This window comes from Kitasatospora sp. NPDC097643, assembly GCF_040302625.1.
Taxonomy (GTDB): Bacteria; Actinomycetota; Actinomycetes; order Streptomycetales; family Streptomycetaceae; genus Kitasatospora.
The window spans coordinates 24,317-46,601 of sequence record NZ_JBEOSA010000036.1 but is presented as its reverse complement, the minus strand read 5'-3'; the positions used below and the strand labels follow the sequence as shown (position 1 = coordinate 46,601).

At 69.6% G+C, this 22,285-nt stretch carries 19 protein-coding genes and 3 pseudogenes; 12 read left to right on the top strand and 10 right to left on the bottom strand.

The window, feature by feature from the left end; all coding sequences use genetic code 11:
• Nucleotides 1-19 precede the first annotated feature (19 nt).
• Nucleotides 20-925 carry a LysR family transcriptional regulator gene (locus ABTY15_RS22960; protein WP_350597178.1) on the bottom strand — a complete coding sequence of 302 codons (906 nt, stop codon included), beginning with the start codon at nucleotides 923-925 and terminating at the stop codon, nucleotides 20-22.
• Between the two features lie 140 nt (nucleotides 926-1,065).
• On the opposite strand from ABTY15_RS22960, the pseudogene ABTY15_RS22955 reads away from it, so the two are divergent.
• The 6 genes and pseudogenes from ABTY15_RS22955 (at nucleotide 1,066) to xdhC (ending at nucleotide 8,174) form a co-directional block, all read left to right on the top strand.
• A pseudogene (locus ABTY15_RS22955) lies at nucleotides 1,066-1,739 on the top strand (inositol monophosphatase family protein).
• Between the two features lie 45 nt (nucleotides 1,740-1,784).
• Nucleotides 1,785-2,381 (top strand): NADPH-dependent F420 reductase, encoded by a 597-nt coding sequence (locus ABTY15_RS22950; protein WP_350597176.1) that lies wholly within the window; start codon nucleotides 1,785-1,787, stop codon nucleotides 2,379-2,381.
• A 440-nt stretch (nucleotides 2,382-2,821) separates the two neighbouring features.
• Nucleotides 2,822-2,935: pseudogene (locus tag ABTY15_RS39815) on the top strand (family 1 glycosylhydrolase); the annotation flags it as partial.
• A gap of 526 nt (nucleotides 2,936-3,461) precedes the next feature.
• The gene (locus tag ABTY15_RS22940) at nucleotides 3,462-4,940 is read left to right on the top strand and encodes a xanthine dehydrogenase small subunit (protein ID WP_350597169.1); all 1,479 of its coding nucleotides are present in this window, start codon (nucleotides 3,462-3,464) and stop codon (nucleotides 4,938-4,940) included.
• A complete protein-coding gene (gene xdhB, locus ABTY15_RS22935) occupies nucleotides 4,937-7,363 on the top strand; it encodes a xanthine dehydrogenase molybdopterin binding subunit (RefSeq protein WP_350597273.1) in 2,427 nt (808 codons plus the stop codon). The genes ABTY15_RS22940 and xdhB overlap by 4 nt, the downstream gene beginning before the upstream one ends.
• Nucleotide 7,364: 1 nt before the next feature.
• Nucleotides 7,365-8,174 (top strand): xanthine dehydrogenase accessory protein XdhC, encoded by an 810-nt coding sequence (xdhC, locus tag ABTY15_RS22930; RefSeq protein ID WP_350597165.1) that lies wholly within the window; start codon nucleotides 7,365-7,367, stop codon nucleotides 8,172-8,174.
• A gap of 78 nt (nucleotides 8,175-8,252) precedes the next feature.
• Here the strand turns inward: xdhC and ABTY15_RS22925 are convergent, their stop codons facing one another.
• The gene (locus ABTY15_RS22925) at nucleotides 8,253-8,972 is read right to left on the bottom strand and encodes an NUDIX domain-containing protein (RefSeq protein ID WP_350597162.1); all 720 of its coding nucleotides are present in this window, start codon (nucleotides 8,970-8,972) and stop codon (nucleotides 8,253-8,255) included.
• Nucleotides 8,969-9,352, bottom strand: coding sequence for a DUF4406 domain-containing protein (locus tag ABTY15_RS22920; RefSeq protein WP_350597160.1), 384 nt, complete (start codon nucleotides 9,350-9,352; stop codon nucleotides 8,969-8,971). Before ABTY15_RS22920 ends, ABTY15_RS22925 begins: the two co-directional genes overlap by 4 nt.
• A 48-nt stretch (nucleotides 9,353-9,400) precedes the next feature.
• Here ABTY15_RS22920 and ABTY15_RS22915 point away from each other — a divergent pair, with 48 nt between their 5' ends.
• Complete coding sequence (locus ABTY15_RS22915; RefSeq protein ID WP_350597157.1) at nucleotides 9,401-10,156, top strand: DeoR/GlpR family DNA-binding transcription regulator; 756 nt, start codon at nucleotides 9,401-9,403, stop codon at nucleotides 10,154-10,156.
• A gap of 93 nt (nucleotides 10,157-10,249) precedes the next feature.
• Nucleotides 10,250-10,540: pseudogene (locus ABTY15_RS22910) on the top strand (peptide deformylase); the annotation flags it as partial.
• Between the two features lie 62 nt (nucleotides 10,541-10,602).
• Here ABTY15_RS22910 and ABTY15_RS22905 read toward each other — a convergent pair.
• The gene (locus ABTY15_RS22905) at nucleotides 10,603-11,454 is read right to left on the bottom strand and encodes a helix-turn-helix transcriptional regulator (protein ID WP_350597152.1); all 852 of its coding nucleotides are present in this window, start codon (nucleotides 11,452-11,454) and stop codon (nucleotides 10,603-10,605) included.
• A 101-nt stretch (nucleotides 11,455-11,555) separates the two neighbouring features.
• Here ABTY15_RS22905 and ABTY15_RS22900 point away from each other — a divergent pair, with 101 nt between their 5' ends.
• Nucleotides 11,556-12,263, top strand: a complete 708-nt coding sequence (locus ABTY15_RS22900; RefSeq protein ID WP_350597148.1) for an SDR family NAD(P)-dependent oxidoreductase — start codon at nucleotides 11,556-11,558, stop codon at nucleotides 12,261-12,263.
• Between the two features lie 234 nt (nucleotides 12,264-12,497).
• On the opposite strand, the gene ABTY15_RS22895 is transcribed toward ABTY15_RS22900, so the two are convergent.
• Complete coding sequence (locus ABTY15_RS22895) at nucleotides 12,498-13,373, bottom strand: LysR family transcriptional regulator (RefSeq protein ID WP_350597144.1); 876 nt, start codon at nucleotides 13,371-13,373, stop codon at nucleotides 12,498-12,500.
• A gap of 122 nt (nucleotides 13,374-13,495) precedes the next feature.
• Here ABTY15_RS22895 and ABTY15_RS22890 point away from each other — a divergent pair, with 122 nt between their 5' ends.
• A complete protein-coding gene (locus ABTY15_RS22890) occupies nucleotides 13,496-14,494 on the top strand; it encodes an NADP-dependent oxidoreductase (protein WP_350597270.1) in 999 nt (332 codons plus the stop codon).
• Between the two features lie 326 nt (nucleotides 14,495-14,820).
• Here the strand turns inward: ABTY15_RS22890 and ABTY15_RS22885 are convergent, their stop codons facing one another.
• A complete protein-coding gene (locus ABTY15_RS22885; RefSeq protein WP_350597141.1) occupies nucleotides 14,821-15,417 on the bottom strand; it encodes an NADPH-dependent F420 reductase in 597 nt (198 codons plus the stop codon).
• A 39-nt stretch (nucleotides 15,418-15,456) separates the two neighbouring features.
• Entirely contained in the window at nucleotides 15,457-16,275 is an 819-nt protein-coding gene (locus ABTY15_RS22880; protein WP_350597138.1) for an inositol monophosphatase family protein, read from the bottom strand.
• A gap of 138 nt (nucleotides 16,276-16,413) precedes the next feature.
• Between ABTY15_RS22880 and ABTY15_RS22875 the strand changes: the two genes are divergently transcribed.
• Nucleotides 16,414-17,319 (top strand): LysR family transcriptional regulator, encoded by a 906-nt coding sequence (locus tag ABTY15_RS22875; RefSeq protein WP_350597136.1) that lies wholly within the window; start codon nucleotides 16,414-16,416, stop codon nucleotides 17,317-17,319.
• Between the two features lie 180 nt (nucleotides 17,320-17,499).
• Here ABTY15_RS22875 and cydB read toward each other — a convergent pair whose 3' ends face one another.
• Together cydB and ABTY15_RS22865 are read right to left on the bottom strand one after the other, a co-directional pair.
• Nucleotides 17,500-18,510 carry a cytochrome d ubiquinol oxidase subunit II gene (gene cydB / locus ABTY15_RS22870; RefSeq protein ID WP_350597131.1) on the bottom strand — a complete coding sequence of 337 codons (1,011 nt, stop codon included), beginning with the start codon at nucleotides 18,508-18,510 and terminating at the stop codon, nucleotides 17,500-17,502.
• A 25-nt stretch (nucleotides 18,511-18,535) separates the two neighbouring features.
• Complete coding sequence (locus tag ABTY15_RS22865; protein ID WP_350597126.1) at nucleotides 18,536-19,918, bottom strand: cytochrome ubiquinol oxidase subunit I; 1,383 nt, start codon at nucleotides 19,916-19,918, stop codon at nucleotides 18,536-18,538.
• Nucleotides 19,919-20,098: 180 nt separating this feature from the next.
• Between ABTY15_RS22865 and ABTY15_RS22860 the strand changes: the two genes are divergently transcribed.
• Nucleotides 20,099-20,797, top strand: a complete 699-nt coding sequence (locus ABTY15_RS22860; protein WP_350597121.1) for a hypothetical protein — start codon at nucleotides 20,099-20,101, stop codon at nucleotides 20,795-20,797.
• Nucleotides 20,798-21,012: 215 nt separating this feature from the next.
• Here the strand turns inward: ABTY15_RS22860 and ABTY15_RS22855 are convergent, their stop codons facing one another.
• Nucleotides 21,013-21,777, bottom strand: a complete 765-nt coding sequence (locus ABTY15_RS22855) for a glycoside hydrolase family 12 protein (RefSeq protein ID WP_350597118.1) — start codon at nucleotides 21,775-21,777, stop codon at nucleotides 21,013-21,015.
• Nucleotides 21,778-22,285 lie beyond the last annotated feature (508 nt).

Sequence of the window (22,285 nt, the reverse complement as noted above, 5' to 3'; positions counted from 1 at the left end):
CGCGGCCGTACGGCGTCGGCTATGACGCTCCGCACGTGGCCAGCGCGGTTCGCGCCAGTGCGCGCAGCCAGGTGTGGGCGTGGTCGGTGTCGTAGCGCTGGTGCCATGACAGGTACACCGGTGCCGAGGGGAGTTCGAGCGGCAGGGGGAGTACGGCCAGGCCGAGGTCGGCGGCCGCGGTGCGTGTGGTGATTTCGGGGACGGTGATCAGAAGGTCGGTGCCGCGCGCGAACTCCAGCGCGGCTGCTTCCGTGGGGACGGCCGCCACCACCCGGCGGGTGAGGCCAAGCCGTGCGAGGGCATCGTCGACGGCGTTGCCGAGGTTTCCGCGTCGCGAGACGGTGACGTGTTCGGCGGCGGCGTACTGCTGCGCGGTGACGGTTCGGGCGCGGGTGAGGGGGTGTCCCTGCCTCACGACGGCGACGAGGCGGGTCTCGCCCACGTGCTCGGCGCGGATGTCGGGTGCGCTCGGGCGGTTGGCGTTCGCCTCCAGATCGACCTCGCCGCGTCGCAGTTCGGGGGTGTCGGTGCTCGATTCCGCGACGAAGCGCAGTCGCACGCCCGGCGCCTGTCCGCGTACGGCCGCGAGCAGCGCGGGGCCGCTGAGGGCGACCAGGGAATCGTGCCAGCGGAGTGTGAACGTGCGTTCCAGCGTTGCCGGATCGAGTTCACGGCTCGGTGCCAGCACCCCCCGGACCTGGTGCAGCAGCTCGTGCACCTGCTCCCGGACGGCGATCGCATAGGGCGTCGGGGTCATGGTGCGGCCGGTGCGGACCAGGATCTGGTCCCCGGTCGTGCGCCGGATCCGGCCCAGACTCCGGCTCATCGCGGGGGCGGTGACGTGCAGGCGTGCGGCCGCCCCGGCCACGCTGCCCTCCTCCAGCAGCGCGTCGAGCGCGGTCAGCAGATTCAAATCCAATTGCATAGGAGTAATCCCAGCCGTGCTTGACATGCAGTTGATGCTAACGGACGAGGTGTATAGCGTCGTCATCACGGCGCAGGACGGAACGCACGGCCTGGCCCGAACCTTTGTTCAACACCCCTTGCTCAGACGGGAGTTCCACCATGTCCGAAACGCTTCAGGCCACTGACGTCACCGTCTCCGACGCCCACCTGCTCGACCGGACCGCGGCCGCCGTGCGTGAGGCCGGTTCGGCACTGCGCGAGCGGTTCGGCGAGGTGGTCCCCTACCAGACCCGCGACGAGCTGATGAGCGCACTCGCCGCCAACGACGACACGGCCCTCGGCATCCTGCGCCCCCGCCTCACGAGCCTGCGCCCGGACGCCGGCTGGGTGGAGGACGAACTGGACGGCGGGGCGCTGCCGCCCGGCGAGTGGTGGGTCGTGGATCCGGCCGAGGGCAACGTCAACCACCTGCACGCCCTGCCGGAGTGGGCGGTGACCGCCACCCTCGTGCGCGACAACCAGCCGGTGCTCACCGTGGTCCACCTGCCGTTGACCGGCGAGACCTACACCGCGCTCACCGGCGCGGGCGCCCACCTCGACGGCCGGCCCCTGCACGTCTCCCGGGCCGCGGACCTCGGCCTGAGCATCGTGGCCACCAGCCAGGCCCGGCCCGACGAGGACGAGAACGTTGGCTCCCCGGAGCACTGCTCGTCACCGAGGCCGGCGGACGGATCTCCGACGCCGAGGGCCGCCCCTGGACCCCGCAGAGCGCCGGCTTCCTGGCCGCCGCACCCGGCGTCCACGCCCAGGCCGTCGCCACCCTCGCACGCTGACCGAACACCACTCCACCCGCACACGCGACAAGGGACCACACCCTCATGACCACGATCGCAGTACTCGGAAGCGGCCGCGTCGGCGGCAACCTGGCCGCCGCCCTCACCCGCGCAGGGCACGAGGTGACCGTCGCGGACCGCACGCCGGGCGCCGCCGCCGATGCCGCCCGACGCGCCCGGATCGTCATTAACGCCACCCCGGGCGCCGGCTCCCTGGAACGACTCGCCGCCCTGCGCAACGAACTGCGCGGCACCCTCCTCGTCGACGTCTCCAACGCCACCACCGACGGACCGGACGGCCTGCCCGCCGACCTGCTCTACCCCGGCTCGAGCCTCGCCGAGCAACTCCAGGAAGCACTCCCCGAAACACACGTCGTCAAGACCCTCAACACCATGCTCTTCCCGGTGATGACCGCACCGGCCACGCTCACCCAGACTCCCACCGTGTTCCTCTCCGGCGAGGACCCCCGGGCCAAGCAGACCGTCCGCGAACTCCTCACCGACCTCGGCTGGCACAACGAATGGATCACCGACCTCGGCGGCATCCGGACCGCCCGCGCAACGGAGGCCGCGATCCTGTTCGTACCCCACGTGATCCGCTCCAGCGGGTTCGTCCCCTTCGCGATCTCGATCACCCGCTGACCCGGACCCAGCACATCACCCCCTGGCCGGCGGCCTGTCGTAGCGCCTCGTGCAGATCGGGGCGGCGAGCGGCAAAGACCGCCGTGCCGTCACCCGCACAGCGGTATGCGGTCGCTCGCGGGATGTCGAACCCGGCACCGAGCGCTTGTCGTAGACGCCATGGGCAACGCCGGTCTTGCCCTGTTTTCCACCCTTGACGCCGCGTCGGCGCGCCCGATGGGCCTTGCTCGGCCACCTGCCATCGATCGCGTCGGCGTGCAGTCGGTGCCCTGCCGTTGATCCGGGACCGAAGCGAACGTGCTCAGCTCACCTCGAAGCCGCTCGACCTCGTCGTCTCTGGCCGCCAGGACCGGGATCAGGTGCCGGTGATGCCTCTTGAGGTCGGTGAGGTCGGTGAGTTCGGTGTGGGGGCAGGCGAGTCTGCCGGCGAGCCGCTGGTTGAGAGGTTCGGCCTGGTCCACGTCGACTTCGACACGCAGGTGCGCACGCCGAAGGCGTCGTACGGCTGGTACCGGGACCTGATCGCCAGCCAACGTGGTTGCAGTGCACAGTAGTTGGCCTTCCTGGTAGAGATGAGGGCCGTCAGGGGCGGCACCAGTCGAGGGCCTCGTCGTCCTGTGAGCGGCCACCGTTCGCTGGCCACCCGGCTCGGCCGAGTGGCGGCACGGGTAAGGCCTTGCCGAGGTTCGATTCAGGGGAAGCCCTCGAATCCGATCGGTTGTCGAGACGCAGAGGTCGACCTCTTGACCTCTGCGGCCCCGGATACTAATTTGCGGTAGACGCCGACCCGTGACTACCGAAAGGAGGCGACCAGCAGATGTACACCAGCTCTGATCTGGCTCGCCTCGCCCACTGCACGGTCTGGGTTCCGGGTCGCATCGCGCACGGCTGCTGATCGCGCCGTTCTGACGTGCCCGCTCGTGGCACATTTCGGGTTTCGCGCTCACCACTTCCTGGCGCGTCGCTGTGCGTGCCGTTCTGCGCCCGCTCGTCTCACGTGGCGCGTCTGAACACAGAAAGCTGCCTGAAATTGGCGAACATGATGAATCGACCGATCGCGCACCGAAACGAAGGCCCGTCATGGTAGCGGCGCGGATCACGGTCAACGGGAAAGAAACTCCGATTTCACCGGCTGCGCCCCACACCACAACGCTGGATTTTCTGCGCGAGCGTGGCCTCACCGGCACCAAGGAAGGCTGCGCCGAGGGTGAATGCGGCGCCTGTTCGGTCCTGGTGGCCCGCCCCGGGGTGAACAAGCCCACCGACTGGGTGGCGGTCAACGCCTGCCTGGTCCCGGTCGCGGCGCTCGATGGTCAGGAGGTCATTACCTCCGAAGGTCTCGCGACCGCCGGCGAACCCGGCATGCCGTCCATCCTGCATCCCGTGCAGGAGGAGATGGCGGTCCGCGGCGGCTCCCAATGCGGGTACTGCACACCGGGATTCATCTGCAGCATGGCAGCCGAGTACTACCGACCCGACCGCTGTGCGCACGCGGACTCCGCCGACCGCACCGACGCCGACAGCACCGATCACGAGCATGGTCCGAACGGTTTCGATCTGCACGCGCTGAGCGGAAACCTGTGCCGCTGCACCGGTTATCGCCCGATTCGCGATGCCGCGTTCGCCGTCGGGACGCCCACCGACGAGGACCCGTTGGCAAAGCGTCGTGAGCAGTCCCCGCCCGCACCGGTTGCCACCGAATTCACCCAGGGCGACAGCGCGTTCCTGCGGAAGAGCACCCTGGCCGACACGCTGCAGTTGCTGCGCGAGCGGCCCGACGCGGTGGTGGTCGCCGGTTCCACCGACTGGGGCGTGGAGGTGAACATCCGTTCCCGCCGGGCGGATTGCGTGGTCGCCATCGACCGGCTGTCCGAACTGCGGGAGCTGCGAGTCGAATCCGACTGCATCGAGATCGGGGCGGCGTTGACGCTCACGGAGATCGAACGCCGTCTCGACGGTGGCATCCCGCTGCTGGCGGAACTGTTCCCGCAGTTCGCATCCCGGCTCATCCGCAACGGTGCGACCCTCGGCGGAAACCTGGGTACCGGCTCGCCCATCGGTGACAGCCCGCCGGCGCTGCTGGCGCTGGAGGCATCGGTGGTGCTCGTCGACGCCGACGGTGAGCGCGAGGTCCCGCTGGCGGGCTACTTCACCGGCTACCGGCAGAGCGTGCGCCGTCCCGGCGAACTGATCCGCGCCGTGCGCATCCCGCAGCCGCTGTCGTCGGTCGCGGCCTTCCACAAGATCGCCAAGCGGCGCTTCGACGACATCTCCAGCGTGGCGGTCGCTTTCGCGCTGGACGTCGAGGACGGGATCGTCCGCAAGGCGCGCATCGGCCTGGGCGGCGTGGCCGCCACCCCGATCCGCGCCCTCGCCACCGAGGCGGCCCTGGAGGGCAGGCCGTGGACGGCGGAGACCATCGAGGCCGCGGCCCGGGTGCTGCGGGCCGAGGGCACGCCGATGAACGATCACCGCGCCAGCGCCGAGTACCGTACTGCGATGCTCGGCCAGAGCCTGCTGAAGCTGCACGCACAGACCACCGAGGCGGTGTCGTCATGAGCCATCTGTCCGAACGCCCCGAAAAGGCTGTCGTCGGCGTCTCGATGCCGCACGAGAGCGCCGTCCTGCACGTCACCGGCGCCGCGCTCTACACGGACGACCTGATTCATCGCACCAAGGACGTACTGCACGCCTACCCGGTCCAGGTCATGAAGGCCCACGGCAGGATCACCGCGCTGCGCACCGAGCCCGCGCTCGCCGTCCCCGGCGTGGTCCGCGTGCTGACCGGTGCCGACGTGCCCGGCGTCAACGATGCCGGGATGAAGCACGACGAGCCACTGTTTCCCGACACGGTCATGTTCTATGGCCACGCGGTCGCCTGGGTGCTCGGCGAGACCCTGGAGGCGGCCCGGCTCGGTGCGGCGGCCGTCGAGGTGGAACTCGACGAACAGCCCTCCCTGATCACGCTTCAGGAAGCGATCGCGGCCGACAGTTTTCACGGCGCCCGGCCCATGATGCTGACCGGGGACGTCGACGCCGGCTTCGCCGACTCCGCGCACGTGTTCACCGGCGAGTTCCAGTTCTCCGACCAGGAACACTTCTACCTCGAGACGCACGCGGCGCTGGCCTACGTCGACGAGGCCGAGCAGGTGTTCGTCCAGAGCAGCACCCAGCATCCTTCGGAGACCCAGGAGATCGTCGCGCACGTGCTCGGTCTGCACAGTCACGAGGTGACCGTGCAGTGCCTGCGGATGGGTGGCGGCTTCGGCGGCAAGGAGATGCAGCCGCACGGGTTCGCGGCCGTCGCCGCGCTCGGCGCCAAGCTGACCGGCCGGCCGGTCCGGGTGCGGCTCAACCGCACTCAGGACCTGACCATGTCCGGTAAGCGGCACGGGTTCCACGCCGAGTGGAAGATCGGCTTCGACGCCGACGGCCGCATCCAGGCCCTGGACGCCACGTTGACCGCGGACGGCGGCTGGAGCCTGGATCTGTCCGAACCCGTGGTGGCCCGCGCGCTGTGCCACATCGACAACACCTACTGGCTTCCCAACGCGCGCATCGCCGGTCGCATCGCCAGGACCAACAAGGTCTCCAACACCGCCTTCCGCGGCTTCGGCGGACCGCAGGGCATGCTGGTGATCGAGGACATCATGGGCCGGTGCGCGCCGCTGCTCGGACTGGATCCGATCGAGTTGCGGGAGCGCAACTTCTACCGGCCGGGTCAGGCGACGCCGTACGGACAGCCGGTCGTTCACCCCGAACGGATCTCCGCCGTCTGGCAGCAGGTTCAGGACAACGCCGGCATCGCCGATCGCAGGCGCGACATCGCTGCCTTCAATGCCGCGCACCCGCACACCAAGCGGGCACTTGCGGTCACCGGCCTCAAGTTCGGAATCTCGTTCAACCTCACAGCCTTCAACCAGGGCGGCGCGCTGGTGCTGATCTACAAGGACGGCTCGGTCCTGATCAACCACGGCGGCACCGAGATGGGCCAGGGCCTGCACACCAAGATGCTGCAGGTGGCCGCGACCACGCTGGGTATCCCGCTGCACAAGGTGCGGCTGGCCCCGACGCGAACCGACAAGGTGCCCAACACCTCTGCCACCGCCGCCAGTGCCGGGGCGGATCTCAACGGCGCCGCGGTGAAGAACGCCTGCGAGCAACTGCGCGAGCGGCTGCGACAGGTGGCCGCCACCCAGCTGGGTTCGAACGCCTCGGACGTACGCATCGTCGAAGGCGTCGCGCGCACCCTGGGCAGCGACAAGGAACTGGCCTGGGACGACCTGGTGCGCACCGCGTACTTCCAGCGGGTTCAGCTGTCGGCGGCCGGTTTCTACCGGACCGAGGGTCTGCACTGGGACGCGAAGACGTTCAGGGGCTCGCCGTTCAAGTACTTCGCCCATGGTGCCGCCGCAGCCGAGGTGGAGGTGGACGGCTTCACCGGCGCCTACCGCATCCGGCGGGTGGACATCGTGCACGATGTCGGCGACAGCCTGTCCCCGATGATCGACATCGGTCAGGTCGAGGGTGGTTTCGTGCAGGGCGCGGGCTGGCTGACCCTGGAGGACCTGCGCTGGGACGCCAGTGACGGGCCGAACCGCGGCCGGCTGCTGACCCAGGCCGCGAGCACCTACAAGCTGCCGAGCTTCTCGGAGATGCCGGAGGAGTTCAACGTCACGCTTCTGGAGAACGCCACCGAGGAGGGCGCGGTATACGGGTCCAAGGCGGTGGGTGAGCCTCCGCTGATGCTGGCGTTCTCGGTGCGAGAAGCGTTGCGGCAGGCCGCCGCCGCGTTCGGGCCGAGCGGGGTCAGCGTCGAGTTGGCCTCACCGGCGACGCCGGAGGCGGTGTACTGGGCGGTCCAGGCGGCTCGCCAGGGCGATGTCTCCGGGAACGGTCACGCCCGCAACGGGTGTGCCGCCAACGGGCACGGCGGAACCGGCGAGATCCGAACCGACGCAAAAGCGCTGAGCGGTGCCTGACATGACGTGGGTCGCCGCGGTCGCACGGTTGCGAGCACGCCGGCAGTCCGGCGTGCTGGTGACCGTCGCGACCGTGCGCGGCCATGCCCCGCGCGACGCCGGTGCGAAGCTCGTTGTGGGGGAGACCGAGACGTGGGGCTCGATCGGTGGCGGCAATGTCGAGGCCGTCGCGATCGATCGAGCCCGGGAGATGATCGCCACGTCCAAGCCGGAGCCGGAGCTGATCGACTTCACCCTGAATGACAAGGTGACCAACAGGCATGGCGTGCAGTGCTGCGGCGGCACGGTCTCGGTGCTGCTCGAACCGCTGCCGACGGTACGGGCGGTGGCGATCTTCGGCGTCGGGCACGTCGGGCTGGAACTGGCGCGCATCCTGGCACGCCAGGACCTCGACCTCCATCTGATCGACACCCGCTCAGACATCCTCACCGAGGAGCGGCTCGGCGTGCTGGCAGACGCGGTCGCGCAGGTGCACGTGCATCACACGCCACTGCTGCCCGAGGAGGTGCTGGCGCGGTTGCCGCGTGGCACCCACATCCTGATCATGACCCATGATCACGCCGAGGACGCCGCTCTGTGCGACGCCGCCTTGCGCACAACCCATCTCGGCTCCATCGGGCTGATCGGGTCGGCGACCAAGTGGGTGCGGTTCCGCAAACGCCTCGCCACCGAGGGCGGTCACGACGAGGCCACCATCGATCGGATCAAGACCCCGATCGGGCTGGCCGACATCACCGGTAAGGAACCCGCGACGATTGCCGTGAGCGTCGCTGCCGACCTGCTGCGCACCTTCGAAGCCGAAGGGGACTGACTCTCCGACCGGATCGACAGGGGTGCCCGGCGCTCCTGCGAACACACATGAGTGGGATGCCGGATCACCGATCACCGATCACCGCGCGCGGCACGGGGGGTGAGCCGGAAGGGGGTTGACCTTCCGGTCGGCCGCTGCGGGGGCGAAGGGTCCGTCCAGGGCTGCCCATTGCAGGAGCAGGATGGTCTTCCCGTCGGTGATGCGTCCGTTGCGAGTCATGGCGAGGGCCTCGGCGAAGGGCAGTTCGAGGACCTCGATGTCCTCGCCGTCCTCCTCGAGTCCGCCGCCGGCCCCGGTCCGGTCGGCCGGGGTGTAGGGGGCGGCATAGAAGTGAAGGCGTTCGGTCACGGAGCCGGGACTCATGTAGGCGTCGAGGATGTGGGTGAGCGGGCCGAGGGTGACGCCGAGTTCTTCGGCGGCCTCGCGTCGGACGGCGGCGGGCGGGTCCTCCGCGTCGAGCAGCCCTGCGGCCGCCTCGATGAGCATGCCGTCGGGGTGGTCGTTGACGTAGGCCGGGTAGCGGAACTGGCGGACGAGCAGGACGCATGCGCGCGCGGTGTCGTAGGGCAGGACGACGGCGCCGTTGTCGCGGTCGTATGTCTCGCGTTGCTGGGTCTCCCAGCGTCCGTCGCGGCGGCGGTAATCGAAGGTGGTGCGCCGCAGCACGTGCCAGCCCTGCGAGGTGAGCTCGACGTCGCGGATCACGACGTCGGGGTTGCGATCCAGGCTCCGTCCGGCCTGGTCGAGGCCGATACGGCCGCGATGGTCGGGGGTGTCGATGCCGGGCCGGCTCGTCATACGGTCTCCCGCGGTGTGCGGTGGGGGATCTCGGCCACGTCGTGGTAGACGGGCAAGCCGCGGCGGCGGGCGGTGGCGACGTCCTGGTCAGCTCCGGCGGAGTCGCCGGGCAGGCGCAGTACGGCGTCGCAACGGGCGAGCAGGCGGTCGGCAGTGGGGTAGAGCACCTGGTCGGCGAGTGGGTCGGTGGGGCCGGCGTCGGCGGAGCGCAGGACGGGCAGGGCTATCCATTCCCCGATCACGGGGAGGTGGCCGGCGGCGAACACCGGCCAGGCAGCCGTTTCGAGCCGCGCGAGGTTGGCGGCCATGGCCTGCGGGTCGCCGTCGGTACCGGAGCGGTAGGGCCCGGCTATCAGGATGAGCATGGGCTTGTCGGTCACAGGCGTTACCATACATGCAGAAACGTGCAAGAACAGGAGGGAATGTGGATGCTGGCTGCTGAACGGCGTGACCACCTGCTCGGTCTGCTCGCCCGCGAGGGCAAGATCGTCGCCAAGGACGTCGCTGCCCAACTGGGGATCTCCGAGGACAGCGTGCGGCGCGACCTGCGCGATCTCGCGGCCGAGGGACTTTGCCAGCGGGTCTACGGCGGCGCGCTGCCGGCTTCGCCGGCGGTGGTGGACTACGCCGCCCGGCAGACCGTGGCCCCGGACGGCAAGCGGAAGGTTGCCTCGGTGGCCGCCGGGCTGGTGCGGCCGGGCGGCACGCTGATCCTCGACGGCGGCACTACCGCTCTTGCCGTCGCCCACGCGCTCCCGCACGACCTCGCCTGCACCGTGATCACCCACAGCCCGACGATTGCCGCGGCCCTGCTCGACCATCCGCGGGCAGAGCTCTTCCTGCTCGGCGGCCGCATCTTCAAGCACTCGGCGGTCGCCTGCGGTGCCGCCGCGGTCGAGGCCGCGCAGAACATCTCCGCCGACCTCTGCCTGCTGGGCGTCACCGGCGTGCACCCCGAGGCAGGACTGACCACCGCGGACGTCGAGGAGGCTGCGATGAAACGCGCCCTGGCCGCACGGGCCGCGGACACCTACATCCTCGCCTCCTCCGAGAAGATCGGTACGGCATCGCAGTTCCGCGTCCTGCCCTGGGAGAAGGTGAGTGGACTGATCACCGACGCCGACCCCCGCGACCCGGTCGTCGAACAGCTCAGAGCGCTCGGCGTGGTGATCCTGGCCGACTGACGCCGGCTAGGCGAATACGATGACAGGGCGTTCGACGGGCTGAGGGCTACCACCAGCGCTTCGGCCTGGTCCACGTCGACTTCGAGGCGCACCATGCATGTCGCCGAGGGCGCGGGACCGGCCGCCAACCAGGTCGACGTCGACCTGCGGCTGTTCGTCCTCGACTACCTGGACGAGGACGGCGTCCGCCATGTCGGGCACATCGCCAACCCAGTCCTGGACCAGCCCGACCCGGCGACCCGCCGCCTGATCGACGACGCCGAGGGCTGCCGCTCGGTGCCCGGCGCCGACATGGTCGCGCCTCGTACCGCGCGCACTACTGCCTGTGGCTTCGACAAGGACGGGAACCCGCTGGTCATCGAGGGCAAGGGCTACTTCGCCCGCCGCACCCGCCGCACCTGCCGCGTCGCCGAGCTCGACAGCTGAGCCGACCCGCTGCGGCGGTTTCACCCGACGCCCTCGCCGGCGACTTCCACCAGTGCCTGCGTGCCGATCACCGCCAGCAGCGCCAGCCGTTCGGCGTCCTCGGTGCCGGGTTCGGCCGTGTAGACCATGATCCGCAGATCGCTGCCCGCGACGCTGAGCACGTCGCAGTCCAGCGTCAGCGATCCCACCTGCGGGTGGTCGATGGTCTTGCGCGAGGCCTCCTGGTGTCCCACCGCGCCGGAGTCCCACAGCTTGGCGAACCGCTCGCTGTTGCCGCGCAGATCAGCGATCAGACGCCGCAGCCGCAGATCCGCCGGGTAGCGGCTCGCCGTCGCCCGCAGGTCGGAGACGACCGCGGTCTCCAACGCCCGCCGGGACTCCGGCGTGTGGCGGACCCGGCTGCCCGAGCCGAGGAAGTTCCGCCACGCCCCGTTGCGCTCCTTGCCGTGCCGTTCACCCATCAGCGCGGTGTAGAGCGGATTGGCCAGCAGCAGCGTCCACGCCGCGTCGGAGACCGCGACGGGTGTGCCGGTCAGCCGGTCCAGCATCCGATGCACGCTGGGCGTGATGTAGGCGGGCACCGTGCCGATTCCCGGCGCTACCAGCCCGGCGACCCGGAACAGGTGCTCACGCTCCTGCGCGTTCAGCCGCAGCGCCCGCCCCAGCGCCTCGACGACCTGCTCCGACGGGTTGGTCGCCCGGCCCTGTTCGAGGCGGGTGACGTAGTCGACCGAGATCCCGGCCAGCAGCGCCAGCTCCTCCCGGCGCAGTCCGGCCGCGCGCCGATGGCCGCCCACCGGCAGGCCGGCCGCCTCCGGCGGGACCCGGTCACGCCAGCGCCGCACCGTCTGCCCGAACTCCGTGGTCGCCATGCCACCACTGTGCACCGCCCCACCCGCGGGTGCCTGGTACTGGCAGTCCCAGGAACACCGGACGCCTGGCTGACGGCATCGCCGCGCAGCATCGTGGAGGCATGACCACAACACTGATCACCGGAGCGAACAAGGGGCTCGGCTTCGAGACCGCCCGTCAACTCATCGCCGCAGGCCACACCGTGTACATCGGCAGCCGGGACCCCGAGCGTGGGCGTCGCGCCGCCGAGCAGTTGGGCGCGCGGCTGGTCGTCATCGACGTCACCGACGACGCCTCGGTCGCCGCAGCGGTCAAGACCGTCGAGGCCGACGGCGGCCTTGACGTGCTGGTCAACAACGCCGGCGTGGAGGAGCGGGCCGAGGACAACGGCATCATCGGTGCCGCGGACGTCACCGCCGACCTGATGCGGAGCACGTTCGAAACCAACGTCTTCGGCACGGTACGCGTCACCCACGCGTTCCTCCCGCTGCTGCAGCGCTCCGCCGCCCCCGTCGTCGTCAACCTCAGCAGCGGCCTGGCCTCGCTCACCCGCGTCACCACCGCCGACACCCCCACCTACGCGTACCCCGGCGTCGCCTACCCGGCCTCCAAGGCCGCCGTCAACATGGTCACCGTGCAGTACGCCAAGGCGTTCCCGAACATGCGCATCAACGCCGTCGAGCCCGGCTTCACCAAGACGGACCTCAACGGCAACACCGGCATCCAGACCGTGGAACAGGGTGCCGAGATCATCGTCCGCATGGCCAGCCTCACCCCGGACGGTCCCACCGGCACCTACACCGACGCCGAGGGCCCGCTGCCCTGGTAACCGACCCGTTCTCCGGGCCCTCTTCGACCAGGCGGGCCATACCGTAGCGCCACCTCGGCGGTGACCATGCCATCGGCCCTGGGCTGGAACACCGTGAAGTCCCAGTGCGGGTCGTCCTGGGCGATCTCGGCGACGGTCTGCTCCAGCGACGGTGTCCACGGCACCAGGTGGCCAGGTCCTTGCGCAGGATGCGCACCTCCCGGCCCCTCGCGCTGGAGGAGAAGGTGAGCCCGGTCAGGCTGCAAGGCCGGTCAGGACGGCCCTGGCCACCTGCCGGAGATTCCTGATCATCGGATTCGGGTCGCCCTTGCGGCTGACCAGGACGACCTGGCTGGAAGGAGCGCCCTCGATCGGGACGGTGACGAGGTCGGGGCGCAGTGAGCTACGCCGATCGCCGACCGGTAGCACGGCGATCGCCCTGCCACTCGCGACGAGTTCGAGCTTGTCCTCGTAGCTCTCGATCGGCGGCACGCCGGCCCCGAGGATCCGGTAGGAAGTCCAGTCCGCGGTCTCGAACGGGCACGGCGCCGCCTCCTCGCCGGCAAGTTCTTCCGCGGTCACCGACGGGCGGTCGGCCAAGGGATGGCCGCGTGGGACCACGAGCATCCGGGGCTCCTCGTACAGAGGGGTGGTGAGGACGTCGTCGGCGGCGAGCGGCAGCGGGGCCCGCGCGATCAGGGCGTCGACGCGCTTGTCGGACAGCGCCCCGACGTCGCGGCAGCTCAGGTACCGGGTGGTGATCTCGGCGTCCGGGTGACGGCGGCGCAGTTCCCCCACGGCGGCAGTGATCACCAGGTCTTCGACGTAGCCGATGGTGATTCGTTCGATCTCGGCTTGTTCGCGCACGGTCAGTTCGGCCTGGCGGGCGGCCTGGAGCAGGGCTTGGGCCCGGGGGAGGAACCTCTGGCCTGCCGGAGTGAGCCGGGCGCCCTGGGGTACGCGATCCAGCAGTCGTGTGCCGAGATGCTTTTCGAGCCGTTGGATCTGGCGGCTCAGCGCAGGCTGGGCCACGTGCAGGTCGGCGGCGGCCCGGCCGAAGTGCTGGTGCGCCGCGACCACGGTGAAGTAGCGCACCAACCGCAGTTCCAGGTCCTGTCCGAGATCGTTCACCCTTGCAGCGTACGCGTCATGCCGTTTCGGAATGAGCAGGTTGCCGGATCGGTCTTGGACGGCGATGCCGCGGTGGGCCTTGACTCAAGGAGCAACGTTTCCCCAGGAAGGCGACAGACGTGATGAAGGCGATCCAGTTCCACGAAGCGGGCGGGCCGGAGGTTCTGCAGTACGACGAGGTGCCGGTTCCCGAGATCGGCCCGGGCGAAGTGCTCGTCCGGGTGCACGCGGCGGGTATCAACCCGCCGGACTGGTACCTGCGTGAGGGGATGAAGGTCATGCCGGCCGAGATGAGGCCGGCCCTGGAGTTCCCTCTGGTCCCCGGAACGGACATGTCGGGCGTGGTCCAGGCGGTCGCTCCGGACGTGTCGGGGTTCGCCGTCGGTGACGAGGTCTTCGGCATGCTGCGGTTCCCCGGATTCGACGGCCGGACCTACGCCGAGTACGTGGCCGCACCGGCTTCGGACCTGGCTCACAAGCCGGCCGGTATCGACCACGTGCAGGCGGCCGGGGCACCGATGGCCGTGCTTACGGCCTGGCAGTACCTGGTGGATCTCGGCCATGACGTGCCGTCAGTTTTCACCGGTCAGGTGCACCGGCCGGTGCCGATCACGCCAGGGATGACCGTGCTGGTCAACGGGGCTGCCGGTGGAGTGGGTCACTTCGCGGTGCAGCTGGCGAAATGGAAGGGGGCGCACGTCATCGCGGTGGCCTCCGGGCGGCACGAGCAGTTCCTGCGCAAGCTCGGCGCCGATGAGTTCATCGACTACACCAGGACGCAGGCGGCGGACGTGGTCAGCGGTGTCGACCTGGTGATCGACGCCGTCGGTGGCCCGGACAGCTCACGCTTCCTGACCGTGCTCAAGCGCGGCGGCACCATGCTTCCGGTGTTCTTCGCCCAGTACGATCCGGAAGAGACGGCGAGTCTGGGCATCACGGTCTCGACCATTCAGGTGCGTTCCAACGGCCCCCAGCTCGCAGAGATCGGGCGCTTGTTCGACGAGGGCAAGCTCCAGGTCGGGGTGGACAGCACCTACCCGCTGCCCGAGGCGGGCAGCGCACACACGCGAGCCGCGCAGGGCCACATCCAAGGCAAGATCGTGCTGACGGTGGTCTCGTGATCGCCTGACCCCAGCAGGCGGTGGCGCACTACGCCCACGCCCTGGACGAGCTGAAGGTGCCCGCGCTGGAAGCGGTTCTGGCCGAAGACACCACCTGGACCTGACCGAGGACACCACCTGGACCTTGACGATGCCCCGACAGGGAGTCCTCGGCCCGATCGCCGGACGCGCGGCGGTGCTCGACTCACCTGTTCGGAGGTGAAAGGGGAGCGCCCGACCCGGCAAACGCCGGTGTGCACCTGCACGCGGGTACCGGCCGGTCCAGCCGGAGCGAGCCGGCTGGACCGTTGGCCGACGAGCAGTGTCCAGCCGGCGCGGCTCGACAGTCAGCGGGCGATCGAGACCGCGAAGGGTGTGAATCCGGTGGATCGGATGACGTGCGGGACGAAGAGGACCGCGGCCTCTGTGGCGCGGGCAGTCTGGATCCCGCCGAGGTCGGTGATCCACTCCTTGTGCCAGCCGAGGTCGGTGAGCAGTTCGCGGACGGTCTGCTTGGCCTGCGGGTCCTCACCGGAGAGGAACGCGGTCGGTGTCTGGGGGAGCGCGGCCGGTGCGGTCATCACCGGGAAGAGCATGGTGTTGAGGGTCTTGACGACGCGCGTTTCGGGGAGCCCTTCCTGGAGCTGCTCGGCGAGGCTCGAGCCGGGGTAGATCAGATCGGCGGGCAGTCCGTCCGGTCCGTCGACGGTGGCGTTGGAGACGTCGACGAGGATCTTGCCGCGCAGTTCCTCGCGCAGGGCGACGAGCCGGTCCAGTGAGCCGTTGCCCGGGGTGGCGTTGATGACGATCCGGGCTGTGCGAGCGGCATCGGCGGCGGCGCCCGGCGTGCGGTCCGCCACGGTCACCTCATGCCCTGCCCGGGTGAGGGCTGTGGCCAGGTTGCCGCCGACGCGGCCGTTTCCGAGAACGGCGATCGTGGTCATGGTGATGGTGTCCTTCCATGGGTGCGGGTTGTGGTGCGGTCAGCGGGAGAGGGTGGCGACGGCTTCGGCGTGGACGCCGGGTGCGGCGGCCAGGAAGCTTCCGCTCTGGGGGGTCCAGGGGCGGCCCTGGGCGTCGGAGATCCGTCCGCCGGCTTCGGTGACGAGCAGTGCTCCGGGGAGCAGGTCCGCGCGGGCGCCGGCGAACTGCCAGAAGGCGTCGATCCGGCCGGCGGCCACGTTCACCAGGTGCAGGGTCGCGGGCACGGCGGTGCGGACGACGAGCGCGTCGAAGAGCATCGCGGTGATCGAGGAGCCGACGCGTCGCACGACCTTCTCGTCCTCGTCGGGCCGGGCCTGGCTGGTGGCCACGATGCTCAGGCCGAGGTCCGCAGTGGGGGAGACGTTGAGCGGCCGGCCGTCGAGGTGGGCGCCCGCGCCGGTGAGCGCGGTGTAGGTCTCGCCGGTCAACGGCAAGTGGACCACGGTGAGCACCGGCTGGTTGTCGCGCACGAGGGTGGCGGTCACCGCCCATTCGGGCAGGGCGTGCAGGTGGTTGACGTTGCCTTCGGCCGGATCCACGACCCACCATTCGCCGGGCGGCAGTGCCCCGCCGTCCAGTTCGTCCTCCACCCAGCCGGCGTCCGGGCGCAGGCTCGTGAGGCGGGGGCGCAGGATGTCGAGGGCCATCTCGTCGTTGGCGGCCAGCGCGCGCATCAGCTCTTCGCGGTTCCGGTAGCGGACCACTTCGCCGAAGCGCTCGCGCAGCGCCGAACCCGCCTCGCGCACGGCGTTCGCGGTCCGGTCGAGCAGGTCGGCGTCCAAGGCGGCGACGTCAGTGGTCTGAAGCGTTTCGGACATGGTGGTACTCCCGTCTGAGGAGGGGGATGAGGCCGGTCGAGGGCCGAACTGCGCTTTACTTCTTGCGCTTTCGCCTCAACGGTAGATAGCCCCGTAATTAACTTCAAGTGCATGTCAAGCATGGCTAGGATTACTCGTATGCAATTGGATTTGAACCTGCTCGCCGCGCTGGACGCGCTGCTGGAGGAGGGCAGTGTGGCCGGGGCGGCCGCGCGCCTGCATGTCACGGCCCCCGCGATGAGCCGGAGTCTGGGCCGGATCCGGCGCACGACCGGGGATCAGATCCTGGTGCGCACCGGCCGCACGATGACCCCGACGCCGTATGCGATCGCCGTCCGGGAGCAGGTGCACGAGCTGCTGCACCAGGTCCGGGGGGTGCTTGCACCGAGCCGTGAACTCGATCTGGCAACGCTGGAGCGCACCTTCACACTCCGCTGGCACGATTCCCTGGTCGCCCTCAGCGGCCCCGCGCTGCTCGCGGCCGTGCGCGGACAGGCGCCGGGCGTGCGATTGCGCTTCGTCGCGGAATCGAGCGTCGACACCCCCGAGTTGCGGCGCGGAGAGGTCGACCTGGAGGCGAACGCCAACCGTCCGAGCGCACCGGACATCCGTGCCGAGAAGGTGGGTGAGACCCGCCTCGTCATCGTCGTGAGGCACGGGCACCCCCTCACCCGCGTCAGGACCGTCACCGCAGAGCGGTACGCCGCCGCTGAGCACGTCACCGCCTCGCGACGCGGAAACCTCAGCAACGCCCTCGACGACGCCCTCGCGCGGCTCGGCCTCACCCGCCGCCTGGTGGGCACCGCGCCCACGGAAGCGGCCGCGCTGGAGTTCGCACGCGGTTCCGATCTCCTGATCACCGTCCCCGAAGCCACCACGCGGTCCGCAGTCGCCGACCTCGGCCTGGTCGTGCTCCCCCTCCCGCTCGAACTGCCGTCGGCACCGATATACCTGTCGTGGCATCAGCGCTACGACACCGACCACGCTCACGCCTGGCTGCGCGGCCTGGCACGAACCGCGCTAGCCGTATGCGGAGCGTCGTAGTCGGCGTCCTCCGACCGCTTCGGGGCTGAGCGTGTCCGAAACACGCGATCGCTTGCATGCCCGCCTGGCCGAGTACGGGCGGTGGAGTAGGGGCGTGAGCCCCCTGGAGGGGTGCGTGGCCTGTGCGGGGCGGCCTGGCCGTCCGGACGCCGTGGTCCGCCGGTCGCCGTCCTGCGGCAGCTACTCCGCGGACGTCCGGAAGTGCTCGGTGGTCAGCCGCAGCCGGAACACGTGGTAGGTCCAGCCCTGGTAGGCCAGGACGACCGGCAGCAGGACGGCCACCACCACGGTCATCACCTTCAGCGCGTAGTGACCCGATGCGGTGTTCCGCACGGTCAGGTCGAACGCGGAGCCGGTGCTCGACACCATGACCCGGGGGTAGAGCTCGACGAACAGTGAGACCACGGTGGTGGCCATCGCGACCGTGGTGGCGGTGAAGGCCCACCCCTCGTGCCCGGTGCCGATCAGCCAGGCGGCGGCGAAGACGGCCAGTACCGCGGCGAGTTCGGAGAGGTTGATCAGGACGCCCCGGCCGGCGGTGGAGTGCGTCCAGATGACGAAGGCGAGCACCACCAGGCCGACGGCGGGGGCGGCCCGGCGGGCCAGCAGGCCGGCCCGGCGGCGAAGGCCGCCGGTGGTCTTCAGCGCGATGAACGTCGACCCGTGCAGGATGCACAGGGCGACGAGGGTGATCCCGGTGAAGACCCCGTAGCCCGTGAACAGGTCGGAGAACGACCCGGTGTACTCCTGGTCGGCCCCGATCGGCAGGCCGTGCAGCAGGCCGCCCAGGGCGATGCCGATCACCAGCGGCACGATCAGGCTGCCGACGGTCAGCAGCACGTCCCAGGTGCGGCGCCAGCGCACGCTGTCGACCTTGCCCCGGAACTCGAAGGAGACCCCGCGGACGATCAGCCCGACCAGCAGCAGGACCAGGGCCAGGTAGAAGGCGGAGAACATGGTTGCGTACCAGCCGGGGAAGGCCGCGAACATCGCCGCCCCGGCGGTGATCAGCCACACCTCGTTGCCGTCCCAGAGCGGTCCGATCGTGTTGATCGCGGCTCGGCGCCCGGCCTCGTCCCGAGTCAGCACGGCGTGCAGCATGCCGACGCCGAGGTCGAAGCCCTCCAGGACGAAGAAGCCCGTCCACAGCGTGGCGACGAGGATGAACCAGAAGACGGCGAGTGCGTCCATCGCGACCTCGGGATGATTCGGGACCTCAGTAGGTCACGGCGGGGACGGGCTGGTCCTCGCTCGGAGCCGCGGGGGCCGCCGTGCGGGAGTGACGGATCATCAACGTGCCGGCGACGACTGCCAGCGTGGCGTAGAGCAGGAAGAAGACCAGGAGGCTGATCGCGACGTCGGTCGTGTCGACGGACGGGGACACGGCGTTCCGGGTGAGCTGGACGCCCTGCACGATCCACGGCTGCCGGCCGCTCTCGGTGAGCAGCCAGCCCGCGGTGTTCATGAGGAACGGCAGCACGACCGCCCACTGGGCCGCCCGCAGGAACCGGCGGGACGACGCCAGCCGTCCGCGTCTGAGCAGCCACAGCCCCCAGAGGCCGACCAGGAGGGCCAGCGTGGCGAGGTAGGCCATGACGCGCATGGACCAGTACTGGACGAAGACGTTGGGCACGTAGTCGCCCGGACCGTACTGTTGCTGGTACTGGCTCTGGACGGCGTTGAGCCCGATCACCTGGCCGTTCCAGCTGTTGGTGGCCAGCAGCGAGAGCAGGTGCGGGATGGCGATGTACTTCGTCGGGTCCTCGTCGTTGTTCCCGCCGCCGATCTGGAAGACCGAGAACGAGCACGGCTGGCAGGTGTCCCACTGCGCCTCGGCCGCGGCGATCTTCATCGGCTGGTACTTGCCCTCGGTGACGCCCAGTTCGCTGCCGACCAGCATGGCGAACAGGAGCGCCGGCGTCAGCACGATCAGGGCCAGCCGGGCTGACGGCCGGAACGCCTCCGGGTCGGCCCCCTTGCGGAGCTGCCAGGCCGAGACCGCGAGCATGACCATGGCTCCGGTGACCAGCGAGGCCAGCAGGGCGTGCAGATAGCCGCGTAGGAACACGGGGTTGGTGAACAGTGCCCAGACGTCGCTCAGCTGCGGCCGGCCGGTGTCCGGGTCGATCGTGTAGCCGACCGGGTGCTGCATCCAGGAGTTGGCCGCCATGATGAACGCCGCCGACAGCGCGCTCCCGGCCGCCACCGCCCAGACCGTCGCCAGATGCACCCGCTTCGGCAGCTTCTCCCAGCCGAAGATCCACAGCCCGAGGAACGTCGACTCGAGGAAGAACGCCGCGAGCCCCTCCATCGCGAGAGGCGCGCCGAAGACGTCCCCGACCGTGCGCGAGTAGCCCGACCAGTCCATGCCGAACTGGAACTCCTGGACCAGGCCGGTCACCACTCCGACGGCGATGTTGATCACCAGGAGCGTCCCGAAGAAGCGGGTCAGCCGCAGGTAGTCCGGTCGGTCGGTGCGGTGCCAGGCGGTCTGCAACAGGGCGGTCAGGAACGCGAGGCCGATCGTCACCGGGACGAACAGGAAGTGGTAGATCGACGTCATCGCGAACTGTAGGCGGGCGAGGTCGAGCTGACTCATCCCCACAGGCAAGCACCCGGGGTCAGGGGCCGCGCGGTGACACGACGTGCTCAAGCGGCTCGCCCGCCAGATGGCGCAACAGCTCGCAGAGGACCGCAGGACCGTGAGGATCACCGGGGCCACCCGCCCGCACTGGTGTGCCGTCCGAGGCCCACGCGGCCGACGTCGTCACAATGAGGCATGGGATCAAGCCCTGGGCCGGCCGATTCACCGTCGGCGACACTCGATCAGGCCGCCGCGCGCGGCGAGCACTGGTGGCCGGTGGCACTGGCGGTCGCGACGGCCGCGATGCTCCACCTGGCGCTGCCCGCCTCGTATCGGCTGGACCCCGCATGGATGGTTCCCGTGGTCATGCTCACCCTGCTGGGGGCACTGGTCCTCGGTGACCCGGGGCGGATCGATCGGCAGAAGCGGTGGCTCAGGGTGGTCACCGACGTCATGATCGGCTTCATCACCGCGGCCAACCTCTATGCGGGTGTCCACCTGGTGGTGGACATCCTGACCGACAACAAGCTGTTCGCCGACAACGCCACCGGCCTGCTGGCCACCGGGGGAGTGACCTGGGCCACGAACGTGATCGCCTTCGCGCTGTGGTACTGGGACCTCGACCGCGGCGGTGCAGCCGCCCGCGCCCACCTGCTCCAGCCGAGCCCGAGCTTCGTGTTCCCCGAGATGCAGCACTCGGCCTACGCGCCGGCCGACTGGGTGCCGACGTTCGCTGACTACCTGTCGCTGGCCTTCTGGACCGCCACCGCGTTCAGCCCCGCCGACGTCTCCGCGATCAAGAGATGGGCCAAGCTGCTGATGATGGTGGAGGCTGCGGCCTCCCTCATCGTGGCCGCCCTGGTGATCGCCCGCGCGATCAACATCCTGCAGTGAACGAAGCGTGCACCGGCCCCCGGATCGCTCCTGGGGCTGAGTATCCCGATAGGGACTGATCCGTGCCGGGCTCGATACCGATCGGCTGCCGTGGCGATACCTTGCCGCCGGAATTCGTCGTTCGAGGCCCGGCGGCAAGACATGCGTTTGGGAATTGCTCCGGCGTCCCACTCCGTGCACGAATGGAGTGCGCCGTCGGGTCGCGCGTATGGCGGCTAGATGGTTGATCCGCCGCCGGAGGTGTTGTTCCACCAGGCGCTGTAGGCGTTCAGCGAATACCGCTTCTGCACGCCGCTGGTCGAGGTGATCTCGATGCCGAACTGCATCGTGTCGAAGGTGGTGTTGCGCAGGAGGTTCTGCGACGCGGCCCATCGCCAGACCGTCGAGGCGTCGATGGTGCCGGTGTTGCTCTGCTGGGCGGGGATGAGCTGTAGGACGTTCCAGCCGGGATTGGCCTGCCAGACCGACGCGTACAGGACGCCGCCGATGGTCACGTTGGACGCGATCCTCGTTCCCCAGCCGCCTGCCGTCCCGGACCAGCTGGTGAAGACCATGATCTCGTCCTGGTTGCCGGTCGACCAGATGTCGCTCGTCCAGTTCCACCAGTCACTGCCGGCGACGGGAGCCGACGACGTGTTGTACCAGAAGCCCGCCGAGTTCAACTGCGACAGCGGCGTCTGGGGCCGGACCGCGGTGTTCGGGTAGGACTTGATCCCGCCGCCGGAGTGGTTGGCGTCGACGTACCAGGACTTGATGCTGTTGACGGTCAGGCACTGCGGGCCGTGGTTCTGGCCCCAGATGTCGTTGTAGATCGTCCAGCTGCCCTGGGTGTACTGACCCCACTGGTCGCAGGTGGAGTACACCTGGGCCTGCGCCGGAGACGTGAAGCTCAGGAGCCCGGCGATCACGGCGACGATCAGGGCCAGCCGACCGAACCCGGCCGACTTGCTGCTGATGGATTCAGCGGTTTGCCATCTCATGTGTCCCTCCAAGGACGGCGACGTGTTTTCCGGCCCCCCCGGGGCTGGTGGTGGACTCCGGCGCCGCGAGGTGTCGCTCGGAAGCGAGTTCGGGGTTCCCTGACTTCTGAGCACCGGGCTTTGCCGGACGCAGGCGCGAAATGTCGAAGCGCTTGGCTGTGGACGGTAATGACGGGGCGTCTGCACAGCAAGGCTCGGCGCAGGAAGACACATTTCTTTCATGGCATCACTGTCGAAAGCGCGTCGAATGGCATCGGCCGCGCCAGCGATGGACGTACGGGGTCGGGGTGCTCCGCCGACCTCGGTGCCGGGCCGTTGTGAGAAGGGTTGACTGCGCGTACGGAGTGATGCAGGCTGCGGCCGTCGCCTTCAAATGTCCCACCTCATTGTGGAGGAGAAAGCCTTTGCGCGATTGTTAACGCTAACAGTGCCGGCGGTCCCGCCTGCTGAAGATCCGCCGGCCGACGCCCTGAACTCCTGTCCACCCACAGCGAAGGAAGAGCTCATG